At 71.9% G+C, this 23,033-nt stretch carries 19 protein-coding genes; 11 read left to right on the top strand and 8 right to left on the bottom strand.

Annotated features, from left to right (window positions below; all coding sequences use genetic code 11):
- Positions 1–55 precede the first annotated feature (55 nt).
- Complete coding sequence (locus CF165_RS01850) at positions 56–1,081, top strand: hypothetical protein (protein WP_093945648.1); 1,026 nt, start codon at positions 56–58, stop codon at positions 1,079–1,081.
- Here the strand turns inward: CF165_RS01850 and CF165_RS01845 are convergent.
- Positions 1,048–1,974 carry a LysR family transcriptional regulator gene (locus CF165_RS01845; RefSeq protein ID WP_093945647.1) on the bottom strand — a complete coding sequence of 309 codons (927 nt, stop codon included), beginning with the start codon at positions 1,972–1,974 and terminating at the stop codon, positions 1,048–1,050. The genes CF165_RS01850 and CF165_RS01845 overlap by 34 nt on opposite strands.
- Positions 1,975–2,066: 92 nt before the next feature.
- Here CF165_RS01845 and CF165_RS01840 point away from each other — a divergent pair, with 92 nt between their 5' ends.
- The gene (locus tag CF165_RS01840; protein WP_093945646.1) at positions 2,067–3,278 is read left to right on the top strand and encodes an MFS transporter; all 1,212 of its coding nucleotides are present in this window, start codon (positions 2,067–2,069) and stop codon (positions 3,276–3,278) included.
- Here the strand turns inward: CF165_RS01840 and CF165_RS01835 are convergent.
- The 3 genes from CF165_RS01835 to CF165_RS01825 form a co-directional block, all read right to left on the bottom strand.
- Complete coding sequence (locus CF165_RS01835; RefSeq protein WP_093945645.1) at positions 3,275–4,012, bottom strand: hypothetical protein; 738 nt, start codon at positions 4,010–4,012, stop codon at positions 3,275–3,277. The genes CF165_RS01840 and CF165_RS01835 overlap by 4 nt on opposite strands.
- Entirely contained in the window at positions 4,012–5,820 is a 1,809-nt protein-coding gene (locus tag CF165_RS01830; protein ID WP_093945644.1) for a substrate-binding and VWA domain-containing protein, read from the bottom strand. Before CF165_RS01830 ends, CF165_RS01835 begins: the two co-directional genes overlap by 1 nt.
- Before the next feature lie 83 nt (positions 5,821–5,903).
- Positions 5,904–7,088 carry a homogentisate 1,2-dioxygenase gene (locus CF165_RS01825; protein ID WP_093945643.1) on the bottom strand — a complete coding sequence of 395 codons (1,185 nt, stop codon included), beginning with the start codon at positions 7,086–7,088 and terminating at the stop codon, positions 5,904–5,906.
- Between the two features lie 85 nt (positions 7,089–7,173).
- Here CF165_RS01825 and CF165_RS01820 point away from each other — a divergent pair, with 85 nt between their 5' ends.
- Positions 7,174–8,028 (top strand): hypothetical protein, encoded by an 855-nt coding sequence (locus CF165_RS01820; protein WP_276209715.1) that lies wholly within the window; start codon positions 7,174–7,176, stop codon positions 8,026–8,028.
- Entirely contained in the window at positions 8,025–8,666 is a 642-nt protein-coding gene (locus CF165_RS01815; RefSeq protein ID WP_093945641.1) for an IclR family transcriptional regulator, read from the top strand. Before CF165_RS01820 ends, CF165_RS01815 begins: the two co-directional genes overlap by 4 nt.
- On the opposite strand, the gene CF165_RS01810 is transcribed toward CF165_RS01815, so the two are convergent.
- Together CF165_RS01810 and CF165_RS01805 are read right to left on the bottom strand one after the other, a co-directional pair.
- On the bottom strand, positions 8,663–9,310 hold the full coding sequence (locus tag CF165_RS01810; protein ID WP_093945640.1) for a DUF998 domain-containing protein: 648 nt from the start codon (positions 9,308–9,310) through the stop codon (positions 8,663–8,665). The genes CF165_RS01815 and CF165_RS01810 overlap by 4 nt on opposite strands.
- Before the next feature lie 56 nt (positions 9,311–9,366).
- The gene (locus CF165_RS01805; RefSeq protein WP_093945639.1) at positions 9,367–9,954 is read right to left on the bottom strand and encodes a TMEM165/GDT1 family protein; all 588 of its coding nucleotides are present in this window, start codon (positions 9,952–9,954) and stop codon (positions 9,367–9,369) included.
- 186 nt (positions 9,955–10,140) lie between these two features.
- On the opposite strand from CF165_RS01805, the gene CF165_RS01800 reads away from it, so the two are divergent.
- From CF165_RS01800 to CF165_RS01780, 5 genes are all read left to right on the top strand, one after another.
- Complete coding sequence (locus CF165_RS01800) at positions 10,141–11,100, top strand: S41 family peptidase (protein ID WP_093945638.1); 960 nt, start codon at positions 10,141–10,143, stop codon at positions 11,098–11,100.
- 79 nt (positions 11,101–11,179) lie between these two features.
- Positions 11,180–12,655, top strand: coding sequence for a cytochrome ubiquinol oxidase subunit I (locus tag CF165_RS01795; protein ID WP_093945763.1), 1,476 nt, complete (start codon positions 11,180–11,182; stop codon positions 12,653–12,655).
- A gap of 114 nt (positions 12,656–12,769) precedes the next feature.
- Positions 12,770–13,777 carry a cytochrome d ubiquinol oxidase subunit II gene (cydB, locus tag CF165_RS01790; RefSeq protein ID WP_093945637.1) on the top strand — a complete coding sequence of 336 codons (1,008 nt, stop codon included), beginning with the start codon at positions 12,770–12,772 and terminating at the stop codon, positions 13,775–13,777.
- Positions 13,774–16,980 carry a thiol reductant ABC exporter subunit CydD gene (gene cydD / locus CF165_RS01785; protein ID WP_205660742.1) on the top strand — a complete coding sequence of 1,069 codons (3,207 nt, stop codon included), beginning with the start codon at positions 13,774–13,776 and terminating at the stop codon, positions 16,978–16,980. The genes cydB and cydD overlap by 4 nt, the downstream gene beginning before the upstream one ends.
- A gap of 59 nt (positions 16,981–17,039) precedes the next feature.
- Entirely contained in the window at positions 17,040–18,416 is a 1,377-nt protein-coding gene (locus tag CF165_RS01780) for a sensor histidine kinase (protein ID WP_093945635.1), read from the top strand.
- A 210-nt stretch (positions 18,417–18,626) separates the two neighbouring features.
- Here the strand turns inward: CF165_RS01780 and CF165_RS01775 are convergent, their stop codons facing one another.
- A complete protein-coding gene (locus tag CF165_RS01775; RefSeq protein ID WP_043788689.1) occupies positions 18,627–19,253 on the bottom strand; it encodes a response regulator in 627 nt (208 codons plus the stop codon).
- A gap of 284 nt (positions 19,254–19,537) precedes the next feature.
- On the opposite strand from CF165_RS01775, the gene CF165_RS01770 reads away from it, so the two are divergent.
- Positions 19,538–20,020, top strand: a complete 483-nt coding sequence (locus tag CF165_RS01770; RefSeq protein ID WP_093945634.1) for an excalibur calcium-binding domain-containing protein — start codon at positions 19,538–19,540, stop codon at positions 20,018–20,020.
- Positions 20,017–20,667 carry a class F sortase gene (locus CF165_RS01765; RefSeq protein WP_093945633.1) on the top strand — a complete coding sequence of 217 codons (651 nt, stop codon included), beginning with the start codon at positions 20,017–20,019 and terminating at the stop codon, positions 20,665–20,667. The genes CF165_RS01770 and CF165_RS01765 overlap by 4 nt, the downstream gene beginning before the upstream one ends.
- Here CF165_RS01765 and CF165_RS01760 read toward each other — a convergent pair.
- Positions 20,637–22,925: a helicase-associated domain-containing protein gene (locus CF165_RS01760; RefSeq protein WP_093945632.1), complete on the bottom strand. Its 2,289-nt coding sequence runs from the start codon at positions 22,923–22,925 to the stop codon at positions 20,637–20,639. The two genes, CF165_RS01765 and CF165_RS01760, sit on opposite strands and share 31 nt — an antisense overlap.
- Between the last annotated feature and the right edge of the window lie 108 nt (positions 22,926–23,033).

Here is a 23,033-nt window from a genome sequence, read left to right as displayed (position 1 = left end):
ATGCCCAGTTCGTCGAAAAGGCGGGTACCAGTGCCGACCCGGGTGGGGGCTCAGCGTGCCGATCGTCCCGCTTCCCGAACGCGTGCGCGCGTTCGAGCTCGACCCCGCCATGCCGTCCGGCGCTCTGCCGATCTTCGGCGAGTACCTCGACCGCCTCGGCGACACCGCGAACCGGCGGCTGGTGGCGGGGTTCTTCCTGGTGTTCGGGATCGCCCAGTTCGTCGCCGGCGCGGGGGTCGCCCTGCCGGTCGGCACGTTCGCGCTGGCCGGCTCGATCGAGGCGTGGTGGCACTACCGCGCGTACGCCCACGTGCCCGAGACACGCCTGAAGCGAGAAGCGTTCCGGAGGGTGGACATCACCGCCGACGGCCTGGTCGCGGCCGGGCGGACGGTCGGCGTGCGCCTGCCGGACGGCCGGTGGCTGCGCGTCCGGCTCGACGAAGCGCACCGGCTGCTGGTGGCCGGGCACCGGCGGGTCTGGCTGCTGGGCCGGGGCCCGAAGGTGTTCGTCGGCCTCTCCGGCGTGGTGCGTCTCCGCCGCGCCCACATCCACGACGCGCCGCCGCCGGGCGCCGTGCCGGTGCCGGAACCGGCCGGGTCCGGTTCGCCGAGGCTCGACCCCGTGCTGACCGCGCACCGCCGCCAGCTCGCCCGCGATCTGCGGGCGACAGCGGCGTTCCTGCTGGTCCTGGCCGGTTTCGCGGCGTGGGTCGCGCTTGACTTCCCGGTCGTGGGGTGGGCCGCGTGGACGTTCGGGGCCGGCGCGCTGCTGGGCGCGCTCGCGGTCGCGCTGCGCTCGTTCGCCCACGGCCGTCCCCTGCCGGCCGACCACTGGACGGAACTGCGCGCGGTCCTCGACGGCCCGGTCCGGATGAGCCGCCGCGGTTCCGCCCGGTTGAGCGGCCTGACCATGCTGGCCGACGGCCGGGTGGTCCCCTTCCGCCTGCCCAAGGCGGACCCGTCGATGGCCGCCAATATCGCCGCCACCGGACGGCTGTGGATCGCGGGAGCGCCGACGCCGGGCGCCGCGAAGACGGGCGTGCCCGGTTATCCGGTACTGGGCACGGTCTGGCTCGGCTGAGCGGCCCAGCTCGGTCGCCATGCGCCGGCGACACGCTCGCTCTTCGCGAGGTGACGCCGAAGCGCTGTGAGCCCGGGGTGCGCGTTGTCCCGCCGCCACACCAGCGAATGGGGATACACCGGCGTGGGCTCCTCGATCGGCACGCGTCGCAAGTCGTGCCCGGGCGGCCACAACACCCGGCTGCCCGCCCCGACCAAGGTCGCCACCTCCGCCGACTCCGCGATGGTGTCCATGACGACCTCGGTGCCGAAGTTCGGCCCGGCGGCGTCGATGGACAGGCCGAACGCGGCCGCGAACTCGGCGTAGTACGCGCCCCACTCGGTTCCGGGCACCACACCGGGCATCCAGATCCGATGCCCGGCCAGCTCGGCCGGAGTCACCGAAGGCGATTCGGCGAGCGGATGCGCGGGTCCGCACAACAGCTGGATCGGCTCGTCGAGCACCCACTGCGCCTCGAGGTCCTCGGGCAGCGAGACGACCGCGCGGAACGACGCGTCGATCGAGCCGTCCCGGATCGCGGCGACCGCGGTGTCGAAGAGCGTCGTGACCTCCAACGCGACGTCCGGGTGCACCTCGTGGAAGCCGCGCAGCAACGTGGCCGGGCACAACCGCCGGCCGATGACGTCGACCCGGAGCGGCCCGGTGCGCACCGACGCGAGCGCTCGCAGCTCAGCCGAGAGCAGCTCACGGGCGTGCGGCAGGAAGGCTTCGCCGTCCCCGGTGAGCACAGCCCCGCGGGCGGTTCGGGTGAACAGGCGCACCCCGAGCGACTTCTCCAGCGCGGCGATGCGCTTCGAAACGGCCTGCTGCGTGATCGACAGGTCGGTGGCGACGTCCTGGAACCGGCCCGCCTCCACGGCGGCGACGAAGGTGCGCACGGCGTCGAGGTCCACGACGACCGACTCTAGATTCACAACGCGGCGTTGTGGCTCGCCGCCGCGTCGGTTGTTTGCCTCGCGCGGCCGTTCCCGGCTTTGATCTCCCGGTGATGCGCGGGCGGTCGCTGGGGCCGCGGTTCAGGTGGCTCTGGTCGGCTTACGCCGTGAGCGCGTTCGGGACGTGGCTCGGCTTCGGGGCCTTCCCGATGCTGGCGATCCTCGTGTTGCACGCCGGACCGGCGGCCGTCTCGGCCCTGGCTGCCGTGGGGCCCGCCGTCGGCGCGCTCGTGGCCGTGCCGCTGGGCCCGTGGGTCGACCACCGCCGGAAGCAGCCGGTGATGATCGCCATGGACCTCGTCCGGTTCGCCGCGCTGATCAGCGTGCCCGCTGCCTACGCCCTCGGGGCGCTGAGCTTCGCGCAGCTGCTCGTCGTCTCGGTGGTCGTCGCCGCGGCGGACATCACCTTCACCTCCGCGAGCGGCGCCTTCCTCAAGGGACTCGTTCCGCCGGAGGACCTCCTCGTCGCGAACGGCCGGTTCGAGTCGACGAACTGGACCGCCACCGCGCTCGGCCCGCCACTCGGCGGGGCGGCGTTCGCGCTGTTCGGCCCGGTGACCTCGGTGGCCGCCAACGCCGTCAGCTTCGTGCTTTCCGCACTGGGGATCCGCGCGATCGGCGAGAACGAACCACGCCCGCGCAACACCACCCGGCTGCGCGCGCGGGATCTGGCCGACGGGTGGCGCTTCCTGCTGAAACACCCGGGACTGCGGCCGCTGCTCTTCAACGCCATGGTGTTCAACGGCCTGGTCATGGGGACCCAGCCGCTGCTCGCCGTGCTGATGCTGAACCAGCTCGGGTTCACGCCGTGGCAGTACGGGCTCGCGTTCGCCGTCCCGAGCCTCGGCGGGCTCGCCGGCTCGCGGCTGACCCCGCGGCTCGTCGAGCGGTTCGGGCGCCACCCCGTCCTGGTGACGGCCGGCGCGGTCAGGGCGTGCTGGCTGCTCGCGCTGGCCTTCGTGCCGGGCACCGGCGGGCTGGTCTACGTCATGGTCGTCGAGCTCGGCCTGATCGTCAGCTGCAGCGTCTTCAACCCCGTCATCGCGACCTACCGGCTCGAGCAGCTCCCGGCGGACCGCGTCGCGCGGGCGCTGTCGGCGTGGTCGGTCAGCACCAAGGCGGCGATCGCCACGCTGACCGCGGTCTGGGGTGTGCTCGCCGGCCTCACCGGCCCGCGCTGGGCGATCGGGATCGCCGGGGTCGTCGTGCTGGCGACGCCGTTGCTGCTGCCCCGCCGCGACCGTACGCCGGTGGCTGTCTAACCCAGCGACTTCCGCGTCGCCTGCTCGGTTTCGAGCACGCCCTGCCGGATGCCCTCCAGCTGGTCGCTCAGCTCCCGCACCGCGCCCGTGTCCACGGCGATGTCCGTGGTCGCCGCCGTCAGCTCCGCCACCCGCGCCACCAGGCTGTCCAGGCCGAGCGCGCCGGACTGCAGCTGGGCCAGCAGCTTGTCGCGGGCGCCGGAGAGCCGCGCGTGCACGTCCGCCTGGGCCTGGACCGCCGTCAGTGCCTGTTCGAGGTCGCCGCGGACCTCCTCGCGCGCCGACGCCAGCGACTGTTCCAGCCGACGGCGTTCCCGCGTGACGCCGTCGAGGTCGACCCGGGACAGGGCCTTGCCGGTCGCCGACGCGCGGCCGGCCAGCCGTCGCAGGGTCGACAGCGTCTCCTGGACCACCGGCTCCATGTCCGCGACGCGCTCGGCGAGCGGGCCCGCGGCGAGGGATTCGCTCAGCGAGACGAACCCTTCGGCCGCGCTCTCCGCCCGGTTCAGCCAGCTCTCCTCGGCCGACCCGGGCGCGACGTCGAGCACCCGCGCCTCACGCGCGGGAAGCTCTTTCTCCCCGCCCAGGACCGCCACGCCCGCCCGGGCGGCGAGCACCGCCACCCCGACCCCCACGGCGGCGAGGACCGGCAGCTGCACGGCCCACGCCACCCCGGCCGACGTGGCGGCGACCAGCAGCCCCCACGGTTCGGCGAGCTCACGGGCGAACTTCATCAGAAATTGGAAATCACGGAGGTGAACACCTGGTTGATCGAGTCCGGTTTGGACGAATCGTACTCCGAACCCGCGGTCGCCTCCGCGATCTGCTTCAGCACGTCCTGGTCGGCGTCCGAGCCGTAGGCGATCGTGAACAGCCGGACCGACTCCGCGTTGCCCTCCGGCCGCAGCTGTGGCACCAGGTGCTCGAGGTCGACGCCGCCGGAGTCCTCGTTGCGGCCGTCGGTGAGCACGACGACCGCGTTGATCGCCGACGGGTCGAGGTGGGCGTTCATGTACTCGTACGCGGCCAGCGACGAGTCGTACAGCCCCGTGCCGGACTGGGGTGTCAGCCCGCTCAGCCGCATCGCCAGCGTCTCCTTGCCGTTGGTGCCGAGCGGCTGCACCGGGAGCAGTTCCTGGTAGTCCTTGTCGCCGTCGAGACGGGTGGAGAACTGCCAGAGCCCGACCTGGTCCCGCGGCACGAACTGGCCGAGCGAGTCGATCGCGGCCTGCTTGGCCAGGTCGATCTTGCTCTTGCCGGTGCCCGCCACCTCGTCGCTCATCGAGCCCGAAACGTCGACGACGAGCAGCACGTTCGCCTTCTTGCGCAGGTCGGTCCACGAGGACAGCAGCTTCGACAGCACCGAGGGCGACGGCGGCCGCAGGAAGGTGATCTTCGCGTCCGGCTGGACGCCGTTGGCGGTGGTCACCTGCGGTCCCGGCTTGCCGTCGAACGACCGGAAGCCCAGCGCGGCGAACTTCGCCTGCGTCTCGTCCATGCGCAGGTAGCCGAGGAAGTCCGCGGCGATCTGCTTGCGCGTCGGGTCGGCCCAGTTCAGCGTGACGAACGGGTGGTCGGAGTTCAGCGTCCCGTCACCCGGGTAGATCGCCACCAGCGGGACCTTCGGCGGCGCGTGCTGCCCGACCTTGGCCGGGTCGTTCGTCGGGTTGCCCTGGTTGTAGCCGATCAGCGAGTTCTCCTCGACGGTGACCGCCGAGATGTACGAGAGCGCGGCGCCCTTGTCGTCGGCCCTCTGCAGGTTGGTCAGGAAGGTGAGCGTGGTGTCGCCGTAGTGCACGATGGCCTGCTCGATGTTCGTGACGAACTGCTTCGCGTCCGGCTTCTCGAGCGCGGCCGCGGTGAGGTCGGACGACGTGCCGGTCGCGGCGTAGTAGGCGCCGATGGTGGCGTTCAGCCCGGACGTCGAGATGTTCGGGTTCGTCTTGCCGAGCCGGAACTTGCCCCACTCCGGGTGGCCGTACTTCGCCCAGCCCGCCGGGTCGGTGGCCAGCGCGGCGAGGTCCTTCCAGCCGATCGCCTTGCCCGGCCAGCCGAGCGCTTCGGCCATCGGTTTCGGCATCGCGACGACCAGCGGCGAGTTCGCGATCGACTGCGGGTCGCCGTCGGGCACGATCGACCCGGTGTCGCCCTTCGCGTTGACGCGCAGGAGGTTGATCCAGCCGCTCGCGGCCGGCGTCCAGACGTCCGGGCGCGGGCCGTCGGTGGCTTCGTTCCAGCCTTTCGCCAGCGCCTGCATCGCCACGCCGGACGACTTCGATTTCACGACGACGTCCACGCAGTGCCCGGCGACCGTCCGTCCGGAGTAGGCCTTCGCGGCCTCCTGGACGATGCCGACCTTTTCCGGCGAAGAAGCGACGTTGAGCGCGACGGCGTCCGCGCCGGAGCACTTCGGCGCGTCGGCGTCGTTGCTCGAGCCGCTGGTCCAGTACCGGATTCCGACGATCAGCCCGGCGGCGACCACGATCGCGGCCACGAACGGGAGAATTTTTCTTTTGCGCCGCGCTGGTTGGGAATTGATCATCGAACCCTCCCCGTTCCGCCACCCGGAAGTTCATTATCCGGTCGGCGGAACGGGGCTGGGGTCGCGTTGCCGAAACTTGACTATCACTTAGGGGCGGCGGGCTTAGGGCCGCGGCGCGACCACGTCCACGCGTACCCGGGGTCTTCGGACGCGTCGGCGGCTTCGCCGAGGTCCAGCGGCGCGAACGTGTCGACCATGACCGCGGTCTCGTCGAAGAACTCCGCGCCGATCGACGCCTCGGCCGCGCCCGGCTGCGGGCCGTGCGTGAACCCGGACGGGTGCAGCGAGAGCGAGCCGATCCCGATCCCCGAGCCCTTCCGGGCCTCGTAGTTGCCCCGCACGTAGAACATCAGCTCGTCGGAGTCGACGTTCGCGTGGTTGTACGGCACCGGGATCGCGTCTTCGTGGTAGTCGACCTTCCGCGGGCAGAAGGAGCAGACGACGAAGTTCGGGCCCTCGAACGTCTGGTGCACAGGCGGCGGCTGGTGCACGCGGCCGGTGATCGGCTCGAAGTCGTCGATGTTGAACACCCACGGGTAGAGGCAGCCGTCCCAGCCGACGACGTCGAAGGGGTGCGTCGCGTAGGTGTAGCGCGTCAGGCCTGCGCGGTGCCGCACGAGCACCTCGACGTCCTCGCCGTCTTCCAGCAGCGGCTCCGACGGCCCGCGGATGTCGCGCTCGCAGTACGGCGCGTGCTCGAGGAACTGGCCCTTCGCCGAGAGGTAGCGCCTCGGCGGCCCGATGTGGCCGCGCGCCTCCAGCGTGAAGAGGTTGATCTCGCCGTGGGGCAGGACGCGGTAGGTGCACGACGTCGGGATCACGAGGTAGTCGCCGTCGCCGACCTCGAGACGGCCGTAGATCGTCTCGACGGTCGCGGAGCCGCCCTGGACGTAGAACAGCTCGTCGCCGGCCGCGTTGCGGTACAGGGGGCTGGGCGCGGTCGCCGTGACGAACCCGATGGTGACGTCGGCGTTGCCGAACAGGCGGCGGCGGTCGGTCACCGCGTCGGCTCCGCCGCCGAACTTGAGGTCCCGGGTCTTGAAGGCCCGCGGCTTGAGCGGGTGGTTCGGGGTGAGCGACCCGCGGTCCTCCTCGACCGCGACGGCGTCGACGATCGCCGTCGGCAGGCCGCGGTGGTAGAGCAGCGCGGAGTCCGCGGAGAAGCCCTCGACGCCCATCAGCTCCTCGGCGTAGAGGCCGCCGTCCGGCTTCCGGAACGCGGTGTGCCGCTTGTGCGGGATCTCGCCTACTCGCCGGTAGTAAGGCATCGACGTCCCCTTCTGACGTGTCCGTTGTGCGAACGATTTTGTCCTGATGTCGTACGCTACTAGCGTGTCAGTCGTGTCAAGCGCTGTGGAACTCACGCCCCCCGGCCCCCGTGGAATTCCTCCCCTGTTCGCGAGGCTCGTCGACGACTCGGCGCTGTTCCCTCCGGGCGATGCGGCCATGCCCGAAGCCCTGCGCGCGCACTTCGCGAGCCGGGAGTCCGAACACGCCGGTGTACTGGGAGTTTTCCTCTGCCAGGCGTCCCGGCTGCCCGAGCTGATCACCGAGTTGATCAAGATCAAGCCGAAGCAGCCGCTGCCGCTTTCGCTGATCATCGACACCGGTCTCGGCGGCGTCCCGAAGGCGATTTCGATCGTCGAATCGCGCAGCGAGCTGCTCGCGCTGCGGATGGTCGAGATGCCGGCGCCGTCCGACGTCGACGAGGTGTGGCTGGAGCGCGTCTCGGAGTTCGTCCCCGAGGACGTCATCCGGGTGGTCGAGCCGCGGCGCGGCGTCGGCTGGCTCGACGGCGTGCGCAAGGTGATCGAGCACGGCAGCTGGCCGAAGATCCGCTGCGGCGGCCAGGCGGGCGAGAACTTCCCCAGCGTCGACGAGGTGGCGGACTTCCTCGCCGTCGTCAGCGGCGCCACCGGGGCGTCGTTCAAGGCGACGAACAGCCTGCACCGCGCGGTCCGGCACACCGACCCCGGCACCGGCTTCGTGCACCACGGCTTCCTGAACCTGCTCGTGGCCTCCGCGCGCAGCCTGTCCGGCGGCGACGTCCGGGCGGCGCTGGAGTCGACCGACGCCCAGGGGCTGGCCGACGAGGCCCGCGCGCTGTCCGAGCCGGCGGCGAAGGCCGTGCGGTCGCTCTTCGCGTCCTACGCGGCGGCGTCGTTCGAGGAGCCGGTCGCCGACCTGGGCGAACTCGGCTTGCTGTGACCAGCCGGGAGGGGTCGCTGACGCTCGACCGGGGCTTGGCGCTGCTGCAGGCAGTGGCCGACGCGGGCGGCGACGCGGCGACCATCTCCGAGCTGGCCGTGGCCATCGGGGCCAGCCGCGCGGCCGTCTACCGGCTGCTCGTGCCGCTGTCCGAACGCGGGCTGGTCTGGCGTGACGGCACCAAGGTCCGTCTCGGCGTCGGCCTGCTCCGGCTGGCCGGGCAGGTGCTGCCGCAGCTGCGCGACGCGGCCGGGCCGGTGCTGCGTGAGCTGGCCGAGAAGGTGGGCGCGACCGCGCACCTGTCGGTCGCCCAAGGACCGCAAGCGCTTGCGGTGGCCGTCGTCGAGCCGTCGTGGACGAACTTTCACGTCGCCTACCGCGTCGGCAGCCGGCATTCGCTGACCGCCGGCGCGGCCGGCAAGGCGATGACCCTGCGTCCCGGCGGCAACGGCTGGGTGACGTCGACCGGCGAACTCGAGGCGGGCGCGTCCGGCGTCGCCGCGCCGGTCCGCGGGGTGCCAGGACTGCGGGCGAGCGTCGGTGTCGTCTCTATGGAACCGCTGAAGGCGGCGGAGGTGGGCCCGCAGGTCGTCGCGGCCGCTACCCGGCTGGCCGAGATCCTGAAGACGGACGGCTAACGCAGCGGCCGGACCATCGTCAGCAGTAGGGCGACGTCGACGGTGAACAGCAGGCGTTCGAAGAGGCCCAGCGTGACGTCCTGCTGGGCCGGCCCGAGGACGAGCGTCAGGACGAACCCGCCGAGCACCACGCCGACGCTGGCGAAGCTCGCCGTGGCCAGGCGCCGGATCGTCGTCCGGCGGGGCTCCCACGGGCAACGCTCGCGGCCCTTCTTCGTCAGCACGAACGCGGCGGCGGGCAGCGCGACGAACGCCGTCAGAGCGGCGAGGTTGTGGACCTGCCCGGCGAGCGAGCGCGCCTGGCCGTCGGGGTCGACCGGCACGAGGCCGCACACCAGCAGCCCGGCCGACCAGACGCCGAGCAGCACGCAGACGACGGTGGTGCCCGGGCGGTGGGCCTTGGCGATCCCGGCGAGCAACGCCACCGAGCCGAGCGACAGCGCCAGGCACATGATGCTGAACAGGGGAGCTGCCGAGGCCGTGCCGAGCTTGCCGTAGACGTACTCCGACAGCGTCTGCCAGATCGGGCTGACCTGGCCGGACAGCCGCAGGTGCAGGTCGATCGAGATGGCCACGGCGAGGCCGATGCCGCCGAGCGCGACCCGGCCGTGCAGCGGCGAGACCGCGGTCGAGGGCTTGTTCACCTGGTGCTCTCCCTTTCGTTGCCGAAAGGTTACCGGGCAAACCTGTGAAAGATCGGTCAGAAGGCCAGCTGGAGCAGGGCGAACGCCGCGAACCCGGCGAACGCGAACCCGGCGCAGCGCTGGATCAGCTTCGGCTTGATCCGGCTGCGCAGCTTGGCGCCGATGAACACCGCGAGCCCGGCGACCACGACGAGCGCGCTGAACGCACCGACACCGACCGCGAAGGGGTTGCCGATCCGGGCGGTGAGGCTCGCCGTCGCGAGCTGGGAGGCGTCGCCCCACTCGGCGGCGAAGAGCACGCCGAACGACGTCATCGCGGAGCGCGTGAAGGACAGCGCCGAGGGGCCGGTGCGCGAAGCGTCTTCGCCTGCTTCGTCGGCTTCGCTGAAGCCTTCGCGAAGGAGCATGAAAGCGCCGAGACCGAACATGACGGCGACGACCAGCGAAAGGACTACGTCCGGCAACAGCGTCAACACGCTACCGAACGCGACCGCTATGACGCACTGCACGGCGAACGCGGCGCACACCCCGGCGAAAACCGGCCAGCCGCGGAAACGGGTGGTCAGCACCAGGGTCGCGACGAGCGTCTTGTCCGGCAGCTCCACGGCGAGGACCAGGCCGAACGCGCTGATCAGCGCCACCATAGCGGCAGTCATGAGGATTTCTTCGCCCCTTTCACTGCAACGATAAAGGGGAGCTCGGGAAAGTCGCAAGCTGATGGCTCGCGCGAAATTGCCTGATCGGTGGCCATGAATTTGACAACGAGGTGCGTCGCACATATTTCTTCGGCACGCCGAATTTCCGGTTGTGGCCTGCGGTAGGTTCACGGCATGGGGTCCCAGGCGCGTGCTGCGCAGGTCGAAGAGGTCATCCGCCGGTTGGAAGCGCACTACGTCTTCCCGGACGTCGCCGTAAAGCTCGCGAAGGTGCTTCGCGCGCGTCTCGACGAAGGCGCGTACGCAGACCTCGGCGACGCGGAATTCGCGACGGCCGTCACAGCCGACCTCCAGTCGGTGAACGGCGACAAGCACCTGCGGCTGCGCCACCACGCCGACCCGGTGGCCGAGGACGGCGACGCCGAGTTCGCGTCGGAGGACTTCCGGCGGACGGCCGAGTTGGAGAACTTCGGGATCGCGTCGGTGCGGCGGCTGCCGGGCAACGTCGGCTACCTCGACACGACCCTGCTCTACCCGCTCGACTTCGCGGCGCCGGCGTTCTCGGCGGCGATGACACTGGTCGCGCCGGCCGACGCGCTGCTGCTCGACGTGCGGCGCAACCGCGGCGGCGACCCGGACACGAGCGCGTTCCTGCAGAGCTACCTCGTCGACGAGCGGACCCACTACCTCGACCTCTACGAGCGTGAAGGCCACCGCACGACTCAGATGTGGACGCTGCCGTACGTGCCGGGCCCGAAGTTCGGCGGCACCAAGCCGATCTGGGTGCTGACCGGCCCGGACACGTTCTCCGGCGGGGAAGACCTGGCGTTTTCGCTCCAGCAGCAGGGCCGGGCGAAGACCGTGGGGGAGTCCACCCGCGGCGGCGCCCACCCGCGTGAACAGTACAAAGTGGACACCTACCTCGACGTGACGGTGTCGATCGCGCGCTCGTTCCACCCGGAGACGGGGGAGAACTGGGAAGGCACCGGCGTCCGGCCGGACCTCCCGGTGGCGGCGGACAAGGCGTTCGACACCGCGTACGAGCTGGCGCTTTCCCACGTGCTCGGCCTCGGCGACACGGGACCGCGCCGCACGGTGGCGGCCGAGGCGCGGAAGGCGCTCGACCAGCTGTAGTCACCCGGGACGTTGGTCCTGTGCCGGACGGGACCAGTTGATCTGGCTGCGGCCGGCGCCCCGGAGCACGCTGGACCACGTGGAGGTCCTTGAGCTAGCGCGGTGGCAGTTCGGCATCACCACCGTCTACCACTTCCTGATGGTCCCGCTGACCATCGGGTTGTCGATCCTGGTCGCGGCGATGCAGACCCGCTGGGTCCGCACCGGCGAGCTGCGGCACCTGAAGATGACGAAGTTCTGGGGCAAGCTGCTGCTGGTCAACTTCGCCATGGGCGTGGTGACCGGGATCGTGCAGGAGTTCCAGTTCGGGATGAGCTGGAGCGCGTACTCGCGCTTCGTCGGCGACGTCTTCGGCGCGCCGCTCGCGATGGAAGGGCTCGTCGCGTTCTTCGTCGAGTCGACGTTCCTCGGCCTGTGGATCTTCGGCTGGGACCGGCTGCAAAAGCGTGTTCACTTGATGTGCGCGTGGGCGTTTTCGCTGGCCACGATGGCTTCGGCGTACTTCATCCTGGCGGCGAACTCGTGGATGCAGCACCCGGTGGGCGTGACGTTCGAGAACGGCAAGCCGACCATGAACTCGATCTGGGCGGTGCTGACGAACAACACGGCGCTGGCCGCGATCCCGCACACCCTGGCCGGCGCGTTCTCGGTGGCGGCGGCGTTCCTGGTGGGCGTCGCGGGCTGGCACCTGTGGCGGCGCGGCGAACACGCCGAGGTGTGGCGCTCGTCGTTGCGCCTCGGCGGCTGGGTCGGCGTGGCGGCGTTCGCGGTCCTCGCGATCACCGGCGACACGCAGGGCAAGCTGATGTTCGAGCAGCAGCCGATGAAGATGGCATCGGCGGAAGCGCTGTGCCACACGGAAAAGCCGGCGAGCTTCTCGATCATCGCGATCGGTGACGTGTCGGGCGCGAACTGCGAAGACGTCAAGACCTTCAACGTGCCCGCGTTGCTGTCGTTCTTGGCGCACAACGACTTCAAGACCGAGGTCAAGGGCGTGGAGAACCTGGTCGGCGAGTACCAGGCGAAGTACGGCACGAACTACCCGGACGACCCGGCCCTGGGTTCGCTGGCCGGCAAGCCGATCGACTACGTGCCGAACCTGCCGGTGACGTACTGGGGCTTCCGCATGATGATCGGCTTCGGCGCCGTGTCGGCGGGCATCGGGGTCCTGGCCCTGTGGCTGACCCGCCGCGACCGCGTCCCGACGGCCCGCTGGTTCCCGTGGCTGGTCCTCGGCGGCATCGCGACGCCGTTCCTCGGCAACAGCGCGGGCTGGATCTTCACGGAGATGGGCCGTCAGCCGTTCGTGGTCGTCCCCAACCCGAGCGGCGTCGACGGGGTGTGGATGTTCACCGCCCAGGCGGTCTCCCGCCTGACGACGGGCGAGGTGTGGACGTCCCTGATCGCCCTGACCACGGTGTACGCGGCCCTCGGCGTGGTGGAGCTGTACCTGATGCGCAAGTACGTCCGCGGCGGCGTCGACGCGGTGATGCCCCCGAAGAAGTCGAAGGACTCCGACAAACCGGGCGAGGACACCCTCGCCTTCGCCTACTGAGGTGTTGACGATGAGTGTCGATGTGACCACTCGCGCGAGTTACCCACAGTCCGTCTGTGGACAACTCGGCTCGTTGTGGATAACTCACGGCCACCGGCTGGACGGAGGTGCCCGGTGACACTCGCCACCGTCTGGTTCGCCGTCATCGCCTTCTTCTGGCTCGGCTACCTCTTCCTCGAAGGCTTCGACTTCGGCGTCGGCATGCTGCTCCCCGTCCTCGCCAAGGACAACACCGAGCGCCGCGTCATGGTCAACACCATCGGGCCCGTCTGGGACGGCAACGAGGTCTGGGTCATCGTCGCCGGCGGGGCCATGTTCGCGGCCTTCCCCGGCTGGTACGCCAGCCTGTTCTCGGCCGCCTACCTACCGCTCCTGCTCGTCCTGCTCGCCCTCATCGGCCGCGGCGTCGCCTTCGAATACCGCGGCAAGGTCGACTCCGAGCGCTGGCGGCGCAACTGGGACCGCGTGATCATGGCCGGCTCGTGGGTCCCGCCGCTGGGCGTCGGCCTCATCCTCGCGACCACCGTCCTCGGCCTGCCCCTCGACGCCGACGGCAACCGCGTCGGCTCCGCGTTCGCCGCCGTCCGCTGGGACACCCTGCTCGGCGCGGTCGCCATCGCCGCCTTCTCGATCACCCACGGTGCCGCGTTCCTCACCCTCAAAACCAGCGGTGACCTGCGGGAACGCGCGCACAGCCTGGCGCTCAAGCTCCTGCCGGCCGCCATGGTGCCGATGGTCGCGTTCCTGGCCGTCGTCCAGTGGCGCGAAGGCACGCTGTGGACGCTGCTCGCGTTCGGGATCAGCGCCGTCGCCGCGGTCGTCGCCTGGCTGCGGCTGCGCGCCGACCGCGACGGGCAGGCCTTCGCCGCGCTCGGCGTGGTCATCGCCGGCGCCGCCGTCACCATGTTCGGCGCGCTCTTCCCGAACGTCCTGCCATCGACGCTCGACGCCGCCAACACCCTCACCATCGCAGGCACCGCGTCGAGCCCGTACACGCTGACCGTCATGACCTGGGTCGCCGCCTTCGGCGCCCCGGCCGTGCTGATCTACCAGGGCTGGACGTACTGGGTGTTCCGCAAGCGCATCGGCACCCAGCACATCCCCGCGGTGCACGCACCATGAGCAATCTTCCCGGTCGCGCTCCCCTTTCCGCCTCGGAGTCCACAGTGGACTCGGCGCGGCCGGGAAAGGGCCCGCTCGGCGCACTGCCGGCCCTCGTGCCGGCCGCGCGCCGAGCGCTGGCCCTGGTGGGTTTCCTGTCCTTCCTCAACGCCGCCGCGCTGGTGGCCCAGGCATTCCTGCTCGCCGACGTCCTCGCGGCGATCGTCGGAGCAGGTTCCGGGGGACGCACCGCCCAGCTGGCCGCGCTGCTCGCGCTCGTCGCGACGCGCGCGTTGACCGGCTGGGCGGTGCGCACGGTCTCCGCCCGCGCCGCCGCGACGGCCCAGCGCGAGCTGCGTGCCAAGGCCGTCGACCACGCGCTGCGTCTCGGCCCCGAGTGGATCGCCCGCCGCGGCCACGGCGAGCTGACCGCACTCACCACCCGTGGCCTCGACGCGCTCGACGCCTACTTCCGCGAATACCTGCCCGCGCTGGTGACGGCGGCCGTCGTGCCGCTCGGCGCCGGCGCGGCGATCCTGTTCGCCGACTGGCCGTCCGGCGTGATCGTCGCGCTGACGGTGCCGCTGCTGCCGATGTTCGCGATCCTCGTCGGCAAGTACACCGCCGGCCGCGTCGCCGGCGCGACCGACGCCACCCACCGGATGTCCGAACGGCTCCTCGAGCTCGTCCGCGTGCTGCCGGTGCTGACGGCGTTCCGCCGCGCCACCGCGCAGGGGGAGACCGTCCGGCGGCTGTCCGAACGCCACCGCCGCGCGACGCTCAAGACGTTGAAGGTCGCGTTCTCGTCGGCGTTCGTGCTCGAACTGATCGCGACGCTCTCGGTGGCGCTGGTCGCGGTGGTGATCGGCGTCCGGCTCGTCGGCGGTGACTTGCCGCTGGCCATCGGGCTGGGCGTGCTGATCCTCGCGCCGGAGTGCTACCAGCCGCTGCGTGCGGTCGGCGCCGCGTTCCACGCCAGCGAGGACGGCGTCGAAGCGGTCCGGCGCGTTGCCGACCTGCTGGCACTCCCGCTGCTCCCGGCCGGGAGCGCGGTTCCTTCGCGGGGCGAACTGCGCGTGTCGTCTCTTCGCGTCGCGCGACGCGGCGGGTTCGCCCCCGACGGCGAGACGTTCTCGGTGCGTCCCGGCGAGACGGTCTGGCTTCGCGCCCCGAGCGGCGGCGGCAAGTCGACGACGCTCTCGGCGTTGCTCGGCTTCGTCCCGGCCGACGACGGTGCCATCACGGTCGGCCCGACGAACCTCGCCGACGCCGACCTCGCGCGCTGGCGCGAGCAGGTCGCGTGGGTGCCGCAGTCGCCGGTGTTCGCCGGCGGCACGGTTCGCGAAGAAGTGGGATCCGCCGGCTTGCTCACCGAAGTCGGCCTGGCCGGCCTCGCGGACCGCCCGGTGGCGAAACTGTCGCTGGGGCAACGCCAGCGCGTCGCGGTCGCCCGGGCGCTGCAGCGCGTGCGGAACGGCGCGTGGCTGCTGCTGCTCGACGAGCCGACCGCGCACCTCGACGAGGCCAACGCGCGCCTGGTCCTGGACGCGGTGCAACGTGCCGTCGGCAACGGCGCCGCGGCGATCATCGCGGCCCACGAGCGCACGGCCGCGGTCGACATGTCGTCCGACGTTCCGGCGGTTCCGGAACTGTCCACAGAGGACTCTTCGCGGCCGCCTCTGGCGTGGCGCGCCCTCCTCGACAGGCGGCTTTTCGGCGGCGCCGTGCTGGGCGCGGTCGCGCTCCTGGCCGGGGTGGCGCTGACCGCGACGTCGGGCTGGCTCATCGCCAAGGCGTCGCAGCAGCCGCCGATCCTGACCCTGACGGTCGCGGTCGTCGGCGTCCGCGCGTTCGGGCTGGGCCGCGCCGGGCTTCGGTACGTCGAGCGGCTGGTCACGCACGACGCCGCGTTCCGCGTCGCCGGCCGCGTCAGGGTGCGGCTGTGGAGTTCCCTGGTCCGGCTCGGGCCGCTGCACGCGGGGGAAGGGCAACGCCGGCTGGTCGCCGACGTCGACACCGTCCGCGACCTCCTGCCGCGGGTGGTGTCGCCGCCGCTGGTGGTCGCGCTGGTCGCGGCCGGGGCGATCGCCGTCCAGACGTGGGTTCTGCCGTCGGCCGGGCTGGCGCTCGCAGCGGCCGTGGCGCTCGGACTGTGCGCGCCGTGGGTCGCGCTGCGCGCCGAGCGACGGGCGACTTCGGCGCTGGCGGCCGGCCGTCGTGAGGTGGCGTCGCGAGTCCTGGTGCTGTTCGAAGCGGCGGCCGAACTCCTCGCCTTCGGGACGGCTCGGGACCACCGCCGCGCCCTAGCCGACGCCGACACGCGCTTGGCCGCGCAAGCGCGCAGGCAAGCTTTCGGCGTGGGTGCGGCGGAAGCGCTGGTCACGCTGGTTTGCGGGGCGGCCGCGGTCGTCAGCACGGCACTCGCCGCCCAAGCGGTCGCGGCCGGACGGCTCGACCCGGTCCTGGCGCCGCTGCTCGCGCTGGTCCCGCTCGCCTTGGCGGAGGTCCTCGCGCTCCTTCCGCCGGTGGCGCAGCACTGGGACACGCTGCGGCGCGCGCGTCGCCGCTTGGCGGACGTTCCGGAGCCGCGCTCGCCGGTGCCCGGGATGGTGGTCGCGCTGCGGGGAGCGGACCTCGGCTGGCCGGGAGGCCCGGCCGTGCTGCACGACGTCGACTTCGAACTCGCCCCCGGGACGTACGCCGCGGTCGTGGGACCCAGCGGTGCCGGCAAGTCGACGCTCGTCGCCGCGCTGCTCGGGTTCGTGCCGCCCCGGCGAGGTGTGGTCGCCGTTCCGGACGGGGTGGCGTGGGCGCCGCAGGAGCCGATGCTCGCCGCGACGACCGTCGCCGAGAACCTCAGGTTGGCCAGCCCGACGGCGACCGAAGACGAGCTGCGCGAGGCGTTGCGGCAGGCCGCGCTCACCGACGTGTCGCTGGAGACGGTGCTCGGCAGCGGCGGCAGCGGGCTGTCCGGCGGACAGGCACAGCGAGTCGCGCTGGCGCGGGCGCTGCTCGGGGCGCCGTCGGCGGGGCTCGTGCTGCTGGACGAGCCGACGGCGCACCTCGACGAGCCGACGGCGCAGGCAGTGCGCGCGCACCTGCGGGAGGCGCTGGCGGGCCGGACGGTGGTGCACGTGACCCATCGCGCCGAAGAGGCCGACGGCGCGGACGTGGTGCTCGAAGTCCGCGACGGCCGGGTCGCCGCCCGGGTGCCGGTGACGTGATCGATTCCCGCGGTGTCCTTGCCGCGCCGCCACCGCGCCGCGCGATAATGACGGAACTCATGGATCCGACGCTTGCCGCGCGGGCACTGTCCGCCGCCACCGAGATCACGAGCACCGCCCTGTCCGGCGACGACCCGGGCGCGGTGCTGGACACGGTCGTCGCCAGGGCGGCCGAACTCGCCGACGCCGACCTCGGGCTGGCCATGGTGAGCGCCGAGGACGGGCGCGTGGTGGTCGAGGCCGCGCACTACGCCACCGCCCACCCGGTCGCCGCCAGCGGTGTCGACCCGGCTGGTGACGACCCGACCGGCGAGGAGCCGGTCGGTCCCGCGGTCGGCGGAGCAGCGGTGCCGACACGCGCGGGTGCCGATCGCGCGGGCGTGCACGCCGGTCAGCGGCAGGCTTCGCCCGGTGGTTTGGGCGCGACCGGCAGTGCCGGACGGTCACCAGGCGACGCGAGCGCGGGCGTGCACGCCGGTCAGCCGCAGCCTTCGCCCGGTGAGTCGCTGCGGGGGCTCGCGCTTCCCTCGGACTCCGCCGCCGGGCGGGTGGCCCGCGGTGGTGAGCCCGTGGCCAGTGACGACTTCACCGTCGATCCGCGCACCGCGCCCTACGTTCCCGCCGAGCTCCACGGCTACGGGCCCTTCGCCGCCGCGCCGTTCGGGTCCGGCGGGCGGGTTCTCGGGGCGCTGACCGTCTACCGCAAGCGGGGGCGTGAGCCGTTCTCCGCCGGCACCGTCGAGATGCTCGTCGCCTTCGCCGCGCAGGCCGGGGTGGTGCTCGCGCTCGCCGAGGGCGCCAACGCCCGGCACCGGGTCGCGCTGTACGAAGAGCGGGAGCGCATCGCGCGTGAGCTCCACGACGTCATCGTCCAACGGCTCTACGGCGCCGGCATGCAGCTCGACCGGGTCCGGCGCAACATGCGCAAGCGGTTCGCCCAAGCCGACGGTGCCCGGCTGTCCGACGCGATCGACCAGCTCGACCAGACCATCGAGGAAATCCGCGGCACCGTGCGCGCGCTGCGGTCACCGGAGCCTCGCCACGACACCGGCACGCCCACCGACCTCGCCGAGTCGGCGCGCGGCGAGGTCCGCATCGCCGGCGAGCTGCTCGGCTACCCGCCGACCCTGGAGCTGTCCGGCGAGTTCGCCGACATCCCCGCGGAACGCGCCGACCACATCCGGGCCGCCCTGCGCGAAGCACTGTCCAATGTGGTCAGACACTCCGGCGCCAGCGAAACCCGCGTGACGCTGACCAGGGACTCCGGTGGCGTGAAACTCCGTGTCCGGGACAACGGTTCCGGCGTCCCCCAAGGCGTCGCCACCCGTGGTCTGCGCCATCTCGCCGAACGCGCGGACGCCGCGGGCGGGAAGTTCTTCCTGAACTCCTCACCCAGCCTCGGCACGCTCGTCGCGTTCGATCTTCCACTCGACTGACCGGGTATTCCTGCGCGATCTATCCTTCGCGGGTCATCCAGCCTCCCTTCCACGCCCTCGCCATGATCGTACCGGCTCGTCGAACATATATTCGACTCACGTTCGAGTGAAACTTTGCCGATAAAAGCGCTGATCGACGTGGCGGACCGTGACGGGAAGCCAAAAAGGACGCAGCGAACGGCGGATTGCGGACGGGCCGGCCGCGCGGGGTTACTTCTCGCGCCGCGCGATCCAGGCGGCCGCTTGCGTCCGGCGCTGCATGCCCAGCTTCGCCAGCACGGAAGTGACGTAGTTCTTGACCGTCTTCTCGGCGAGGAACAGCCGCTCGGCGATCTCGCGGTTGGACAGGCCCTGGCCGATCAGTTCGAGCACGTCGCGCTCGCGCTCGGTGAGCGTCGCCAGTTCGTCCGTCGGCGGGTGCCGCATCTTGTCCAGCACCCGCGCGGTGCTCACCGGGTCCAGCAGCGACCGGCCCGCCGCGACCTCGCGGACCGCGTTCACCACGTCCTGCCCCCGCACCTGCTTCAGCAGGTAGCCCGCGGCGCCGGCCATGATCGCGCCGACCATCGCCTCCTCGTCGTCGAACGCGGTCAGCATCAGGCACGCCGGCGGGTTCGGCTTGGACCGCAGCTCGCGGCAGAGCGTGATGCCGTCGCCGTCGCCGAGGCGGACGTCGACCACCGCGACCTCCGGCTCGACGTGCATCGCCACCGCCAGTGCCTCTTCGACGCTGCTCGCCTCGGCGACGACCTCGATGTCGGGCTCGTCGCCGAGCAGGTCGCGCAGCCCACGGCGGACCAGTTCGTGGTCGTCGACGAGCAGTACCTGGATCGGCATACCCCGAGGTTACGGGGTGCGCGGACCCCGTGGTGGCGGCCGGTCGCCACCGTCACACGTGAATTACCTCAAAGGTGTGACCGCGAACCCCGTAACATTTCGGCAGGCGCGCATTCCTGGCTGGTGTATCCGCAGGTCACCGTGGAAACGGCAGAGAATCACGGGACGCGGCGTTCTTGGTTGGGCGCTGGCATTTCCGAAATCTCGGAATGGTCCGTAACGGCTCCGCCGAGGTCGCGATAGTAACCACGCAATCGCCCCGATTCCGCTCGGAAGGAATTCCGTTGTCCTTGTTCCGTCGTGCCCTGATCACGGCCGCCGCCGTTGCCGGGTTCGCTTTCCTCGGTCCCGTTCCCTTCGCTTCGGCGCAGCTCGCGACGCCGCTCGTCGGCGACCTGAACTGCTCGGACTTCAAGTACCAGGAAGACGCACAGGCTGTTTACGACCGGGATCCGTCCGACCCCAACCACCTGGACGGGAACGACAAGGACGGCATTGTCTGCGAATCACTTCCGCACCGCCCGAAGCAGAGCACGACCACGCCGACGTCCGCAAAGCCCGCCACCACAACGCACACCGCGCCGAAGACGACGACCAAGAAACCCGCCGCGGGCGGACAGGTGAAGGTGAAGCCGGTCGGCGGCGTGGCCACCGGTGGCGGCGAGCCCGACCCCGAGGTGCCCGGCTTCCTGGTGGTCAGCGGGACGCTGCTCGCCGCGGCGGCGTCCGGTGGCATGGTGCTCTACCTGCGCCGGCGCCCGAGTTGAGGCACCCGCGCCTGTGGCCCGCCGTCGCGGCGGTCGCCACCGCGCTCGGCGTCGTCCTGGCCGTTGCCCTCGTCCTCGTCCTGTCGCCGAAGGCGACGGCGCCGATCGCCCCGCCCAGCCCGGCCACCCCGGGCACCACGGGCCTGGCGAGCGTCGCGGGCAGCGCGGCGGAGACCGCCCCCGGCCTCCCCGCGGCGAAACCGGCGTCCCTGACCATCCCGGCGATCGGTGTCCGGGTCGAAGGGATCAAGGACCTCGGGCTGACGCCGGGCGGCGCGTTGGAGGTCCCGGGCGACGCCACGACGGTCGGCTGGTTCACCGGCGCGCCGTCGCCCGGCGAGGCCGGCCCGGCGGTGCTGGCCGCGCACGTCGACTACAAGCACGTGCCCGGCGCCTTCTCCCGGCTGAAGGAGCTACGGCCCGGCGAGCAGGCCCGGGTCGGCCGTGCCGACGGCCGGATCGCGGTCTTCACCGTCTACCGCGTCGACCGCTACGCGAAGGCCGCGTTCCCGACGGACCAGGTGTACGGCGACACGCCGGATCCCGAACTGCGGCTCATCACCTGCGGCGGCGCGTTCGACCGGGCGAGCGGCAACTACCTCGACAACGTCGTCGCCTACGCGAAACTGACCGCGGTGGAGGCCTGAGCCAGGTCGATGCGCGCCAGCTCGAGCCTGAGGTAGCCGCGGTCCTCGAGTGACCAGACGTCCAGGACGTCACCGTCGAGTTCGGGGTACGCGATCACCAGCCGGACTGGCTCGGCGCCGTCCTCGCGGTACACGACGTCGACCGGGAGGCCGGCTTCGAGCTGCCAGCAGAGCTGCTGCTGCTTCGCCGTGAGGCGGCCGCCGTAGCGATCGCTCATCGCCCGTGCGAGCTGGCCGCGCAGCAGGGCCGGCCCGCTCGCCGGGGCCGCGAGCAGCCGCGCGGCGTGGTCGGCGGGATCGGGTGGCAGTTCGCCGGGGTCGGGGTCGTGAAGGGCCATCGCCGGCTGGGCCTGGTCACGCGCGGGCAGCACGATGGTGCCGTCGGCGGCGTGGTGAGTCGGGGCGTAACCCGCTCCCCGCAACGCTTCCAGTGTGCCGGAAGCGTCCACTGTGGACGTCAGTACCGTCGGGGCCACCGCGCGCAGGCCGAGCTTGGCGAGCTTGCGGTGCGCGGCGAGTTCGGCGAGCAGCGCGGGCTCTCCGACGACGACGCTCGCGACGTCGAGCACCTGCGCCTCACCGTGCCGCCGCGCGACGTCGTTCACCAGGTACACCAGCGGTTGCGGCAGTTCGCCGGCGGCGATCGCGCCCAGGTCGTCGAGCAGCCCGGCGGCGGTGGCGCCCTGGTCGAACGCGCGCCGCACGGACGCCGGGGAGAACCGCCAGCTGGTCGCGGTCCCCTGGGCCTCCCGGTCGGCGACGCGGTCCAGCAGCGCGGTGAGCCGGGTGTCGGGCGAGCCGGGCACGATCGCCGTCAGGTCGGTGCCGAACAACGCCGTCGTGCGTGCGCGGGAGACGAGCTCGTCGGTGACTTCCACGAGCTTGTCCGGGGCGAGCAGCGCGCGCCCGGCCGCGGTGACCGCGCCGTGCGCGACGACGCCGAGCAACTCGGCCTCGGCGAGCGCGACCCGCAGGTGCCCGGCGAAGTCGTCGGTCGGCAGCATCGGCGCGTGCCACTCGGCGAGCCGGGTGAGCGCGTCGACGTCCGCGACCGCGTCGCCGGGATCGAGCCGCGCCAGCAGCCGCACGACCGCCCGCCGCACCAGCGAGTCGACGTCGGGCTCGTACTCCAGCGGCTCGGGGTTCCACCAGGTCGTCAGCAGCAGGCGGTACAGCAGCGCCGGCGCGGGCCGAGCGAGCTCCGGATCCGGCGCGAGCGTGGGCGGTGACGCCTTCCGGCCGCGGCGCGGCGGCTCGGGTTCGTCGGCCAGCAGGAGCCCGGCCTGCGCCGCGAGGTCGATCGCCAGCTCGATCTCCTCGGGCGTGCCCCCGGTCTCCTTGGCGAGCTTCTTGACCAGCCGCACCCCGATCGTGCCGTCTTTGAGCAGCGGAAACGGTTCCGCGGTGGCCAGATCGACGATCGCCGACACCCGATCGAGCAGCCGCAGCGCGGCGGCCGACGACGCGGCTTCGGCGGCTTCCGTTCCGGTGTGCGTCACGGTGAACGCGGGTTCCTCGGGCGTGAACGGCAATGGGTGGTCCGGGCCCCGCAGCGCGAGCGCCACCTCGATCGGCATGGCCACGCTGCCGTAGTAGGTCCCGAACAGGAAACCGTGGTCGAACGCCCAGCCCGCCGGGGCGACGCCGTCGATCTCGGGCACGCCGTCGGCCATGTCCCGCAGCAGTTTGCGCGTTTCCCCGGGCGCGGTGGCGAAGAGCTCGCGGACGCGCTCGTCGTCGCGGAAGAACCGCACCAGCTCGAGCAGAAGCTCCGGCTTCCGGGTGGCGTGGGGCAGGCCGAGCGCGCGCGACAGCTTCGTCAGCCGGAGCGTGCCGAGCTCCCCGAGCAGGTTCGCGACGGGCTGCCCGAGGCCTTCGGGCTGGAAACTGTTGCGGTGCAGGAACTCCGGAAGGAAGACGTCGCCGCCGTCGCGCCACAGCAGGGCACGGTCGGCGAGATCGTCTACAAAGGACTCCACGTTCGCGGTCCCGAGAAGACGGGCGACTTCGCCGAGGGGAGCCGGTCGCCGCCCCAGCGCGTAACACAGCTGAACGGCGCGCAGAACCTGCACGAGCGGCATCGGCAGCTGGAGCAGGGCTTCGTTGAGGGATTCGGCCGAGGCCAGCCGCGCGGCGACGACGTCCAGCCGGCGCGGCCACGGCTCCTCGAGCACGTCCGGCCGGTGGGCCAGGACCTTCGCCAGCCCTTCGCGGTCCAGGCTCGTGAGCCGGCCGAGCAGTTCGTCGGCGGTGTTCATCGGCCCAGGTTAACCCCCGTCGGGTCAGGGCCATCCGGGTGGTTCCCCCGCTTGTTCGTGACAGATCCGCCGCGAAAAACGATCTCTTCCCGACGTGCCGGAGAAGGA

The sequence above is a fragment of the Amycolatopsis vastitatis genome, assembly GCF_002234595.1.
GTDB classification, from domain to species: domain Bacteria; phylum Actinomycetota; class Actinomycetes; order Mycobacteriales; family Pseudonocardiaceae; genus Amycolatopsis; species Amycolatopsis vastitatis.
The sequence above is the reverse complement of the archived record's forward strand: the minus strand, read 5'-3'. Positions and strand labels throughout refer to the sequence as shown.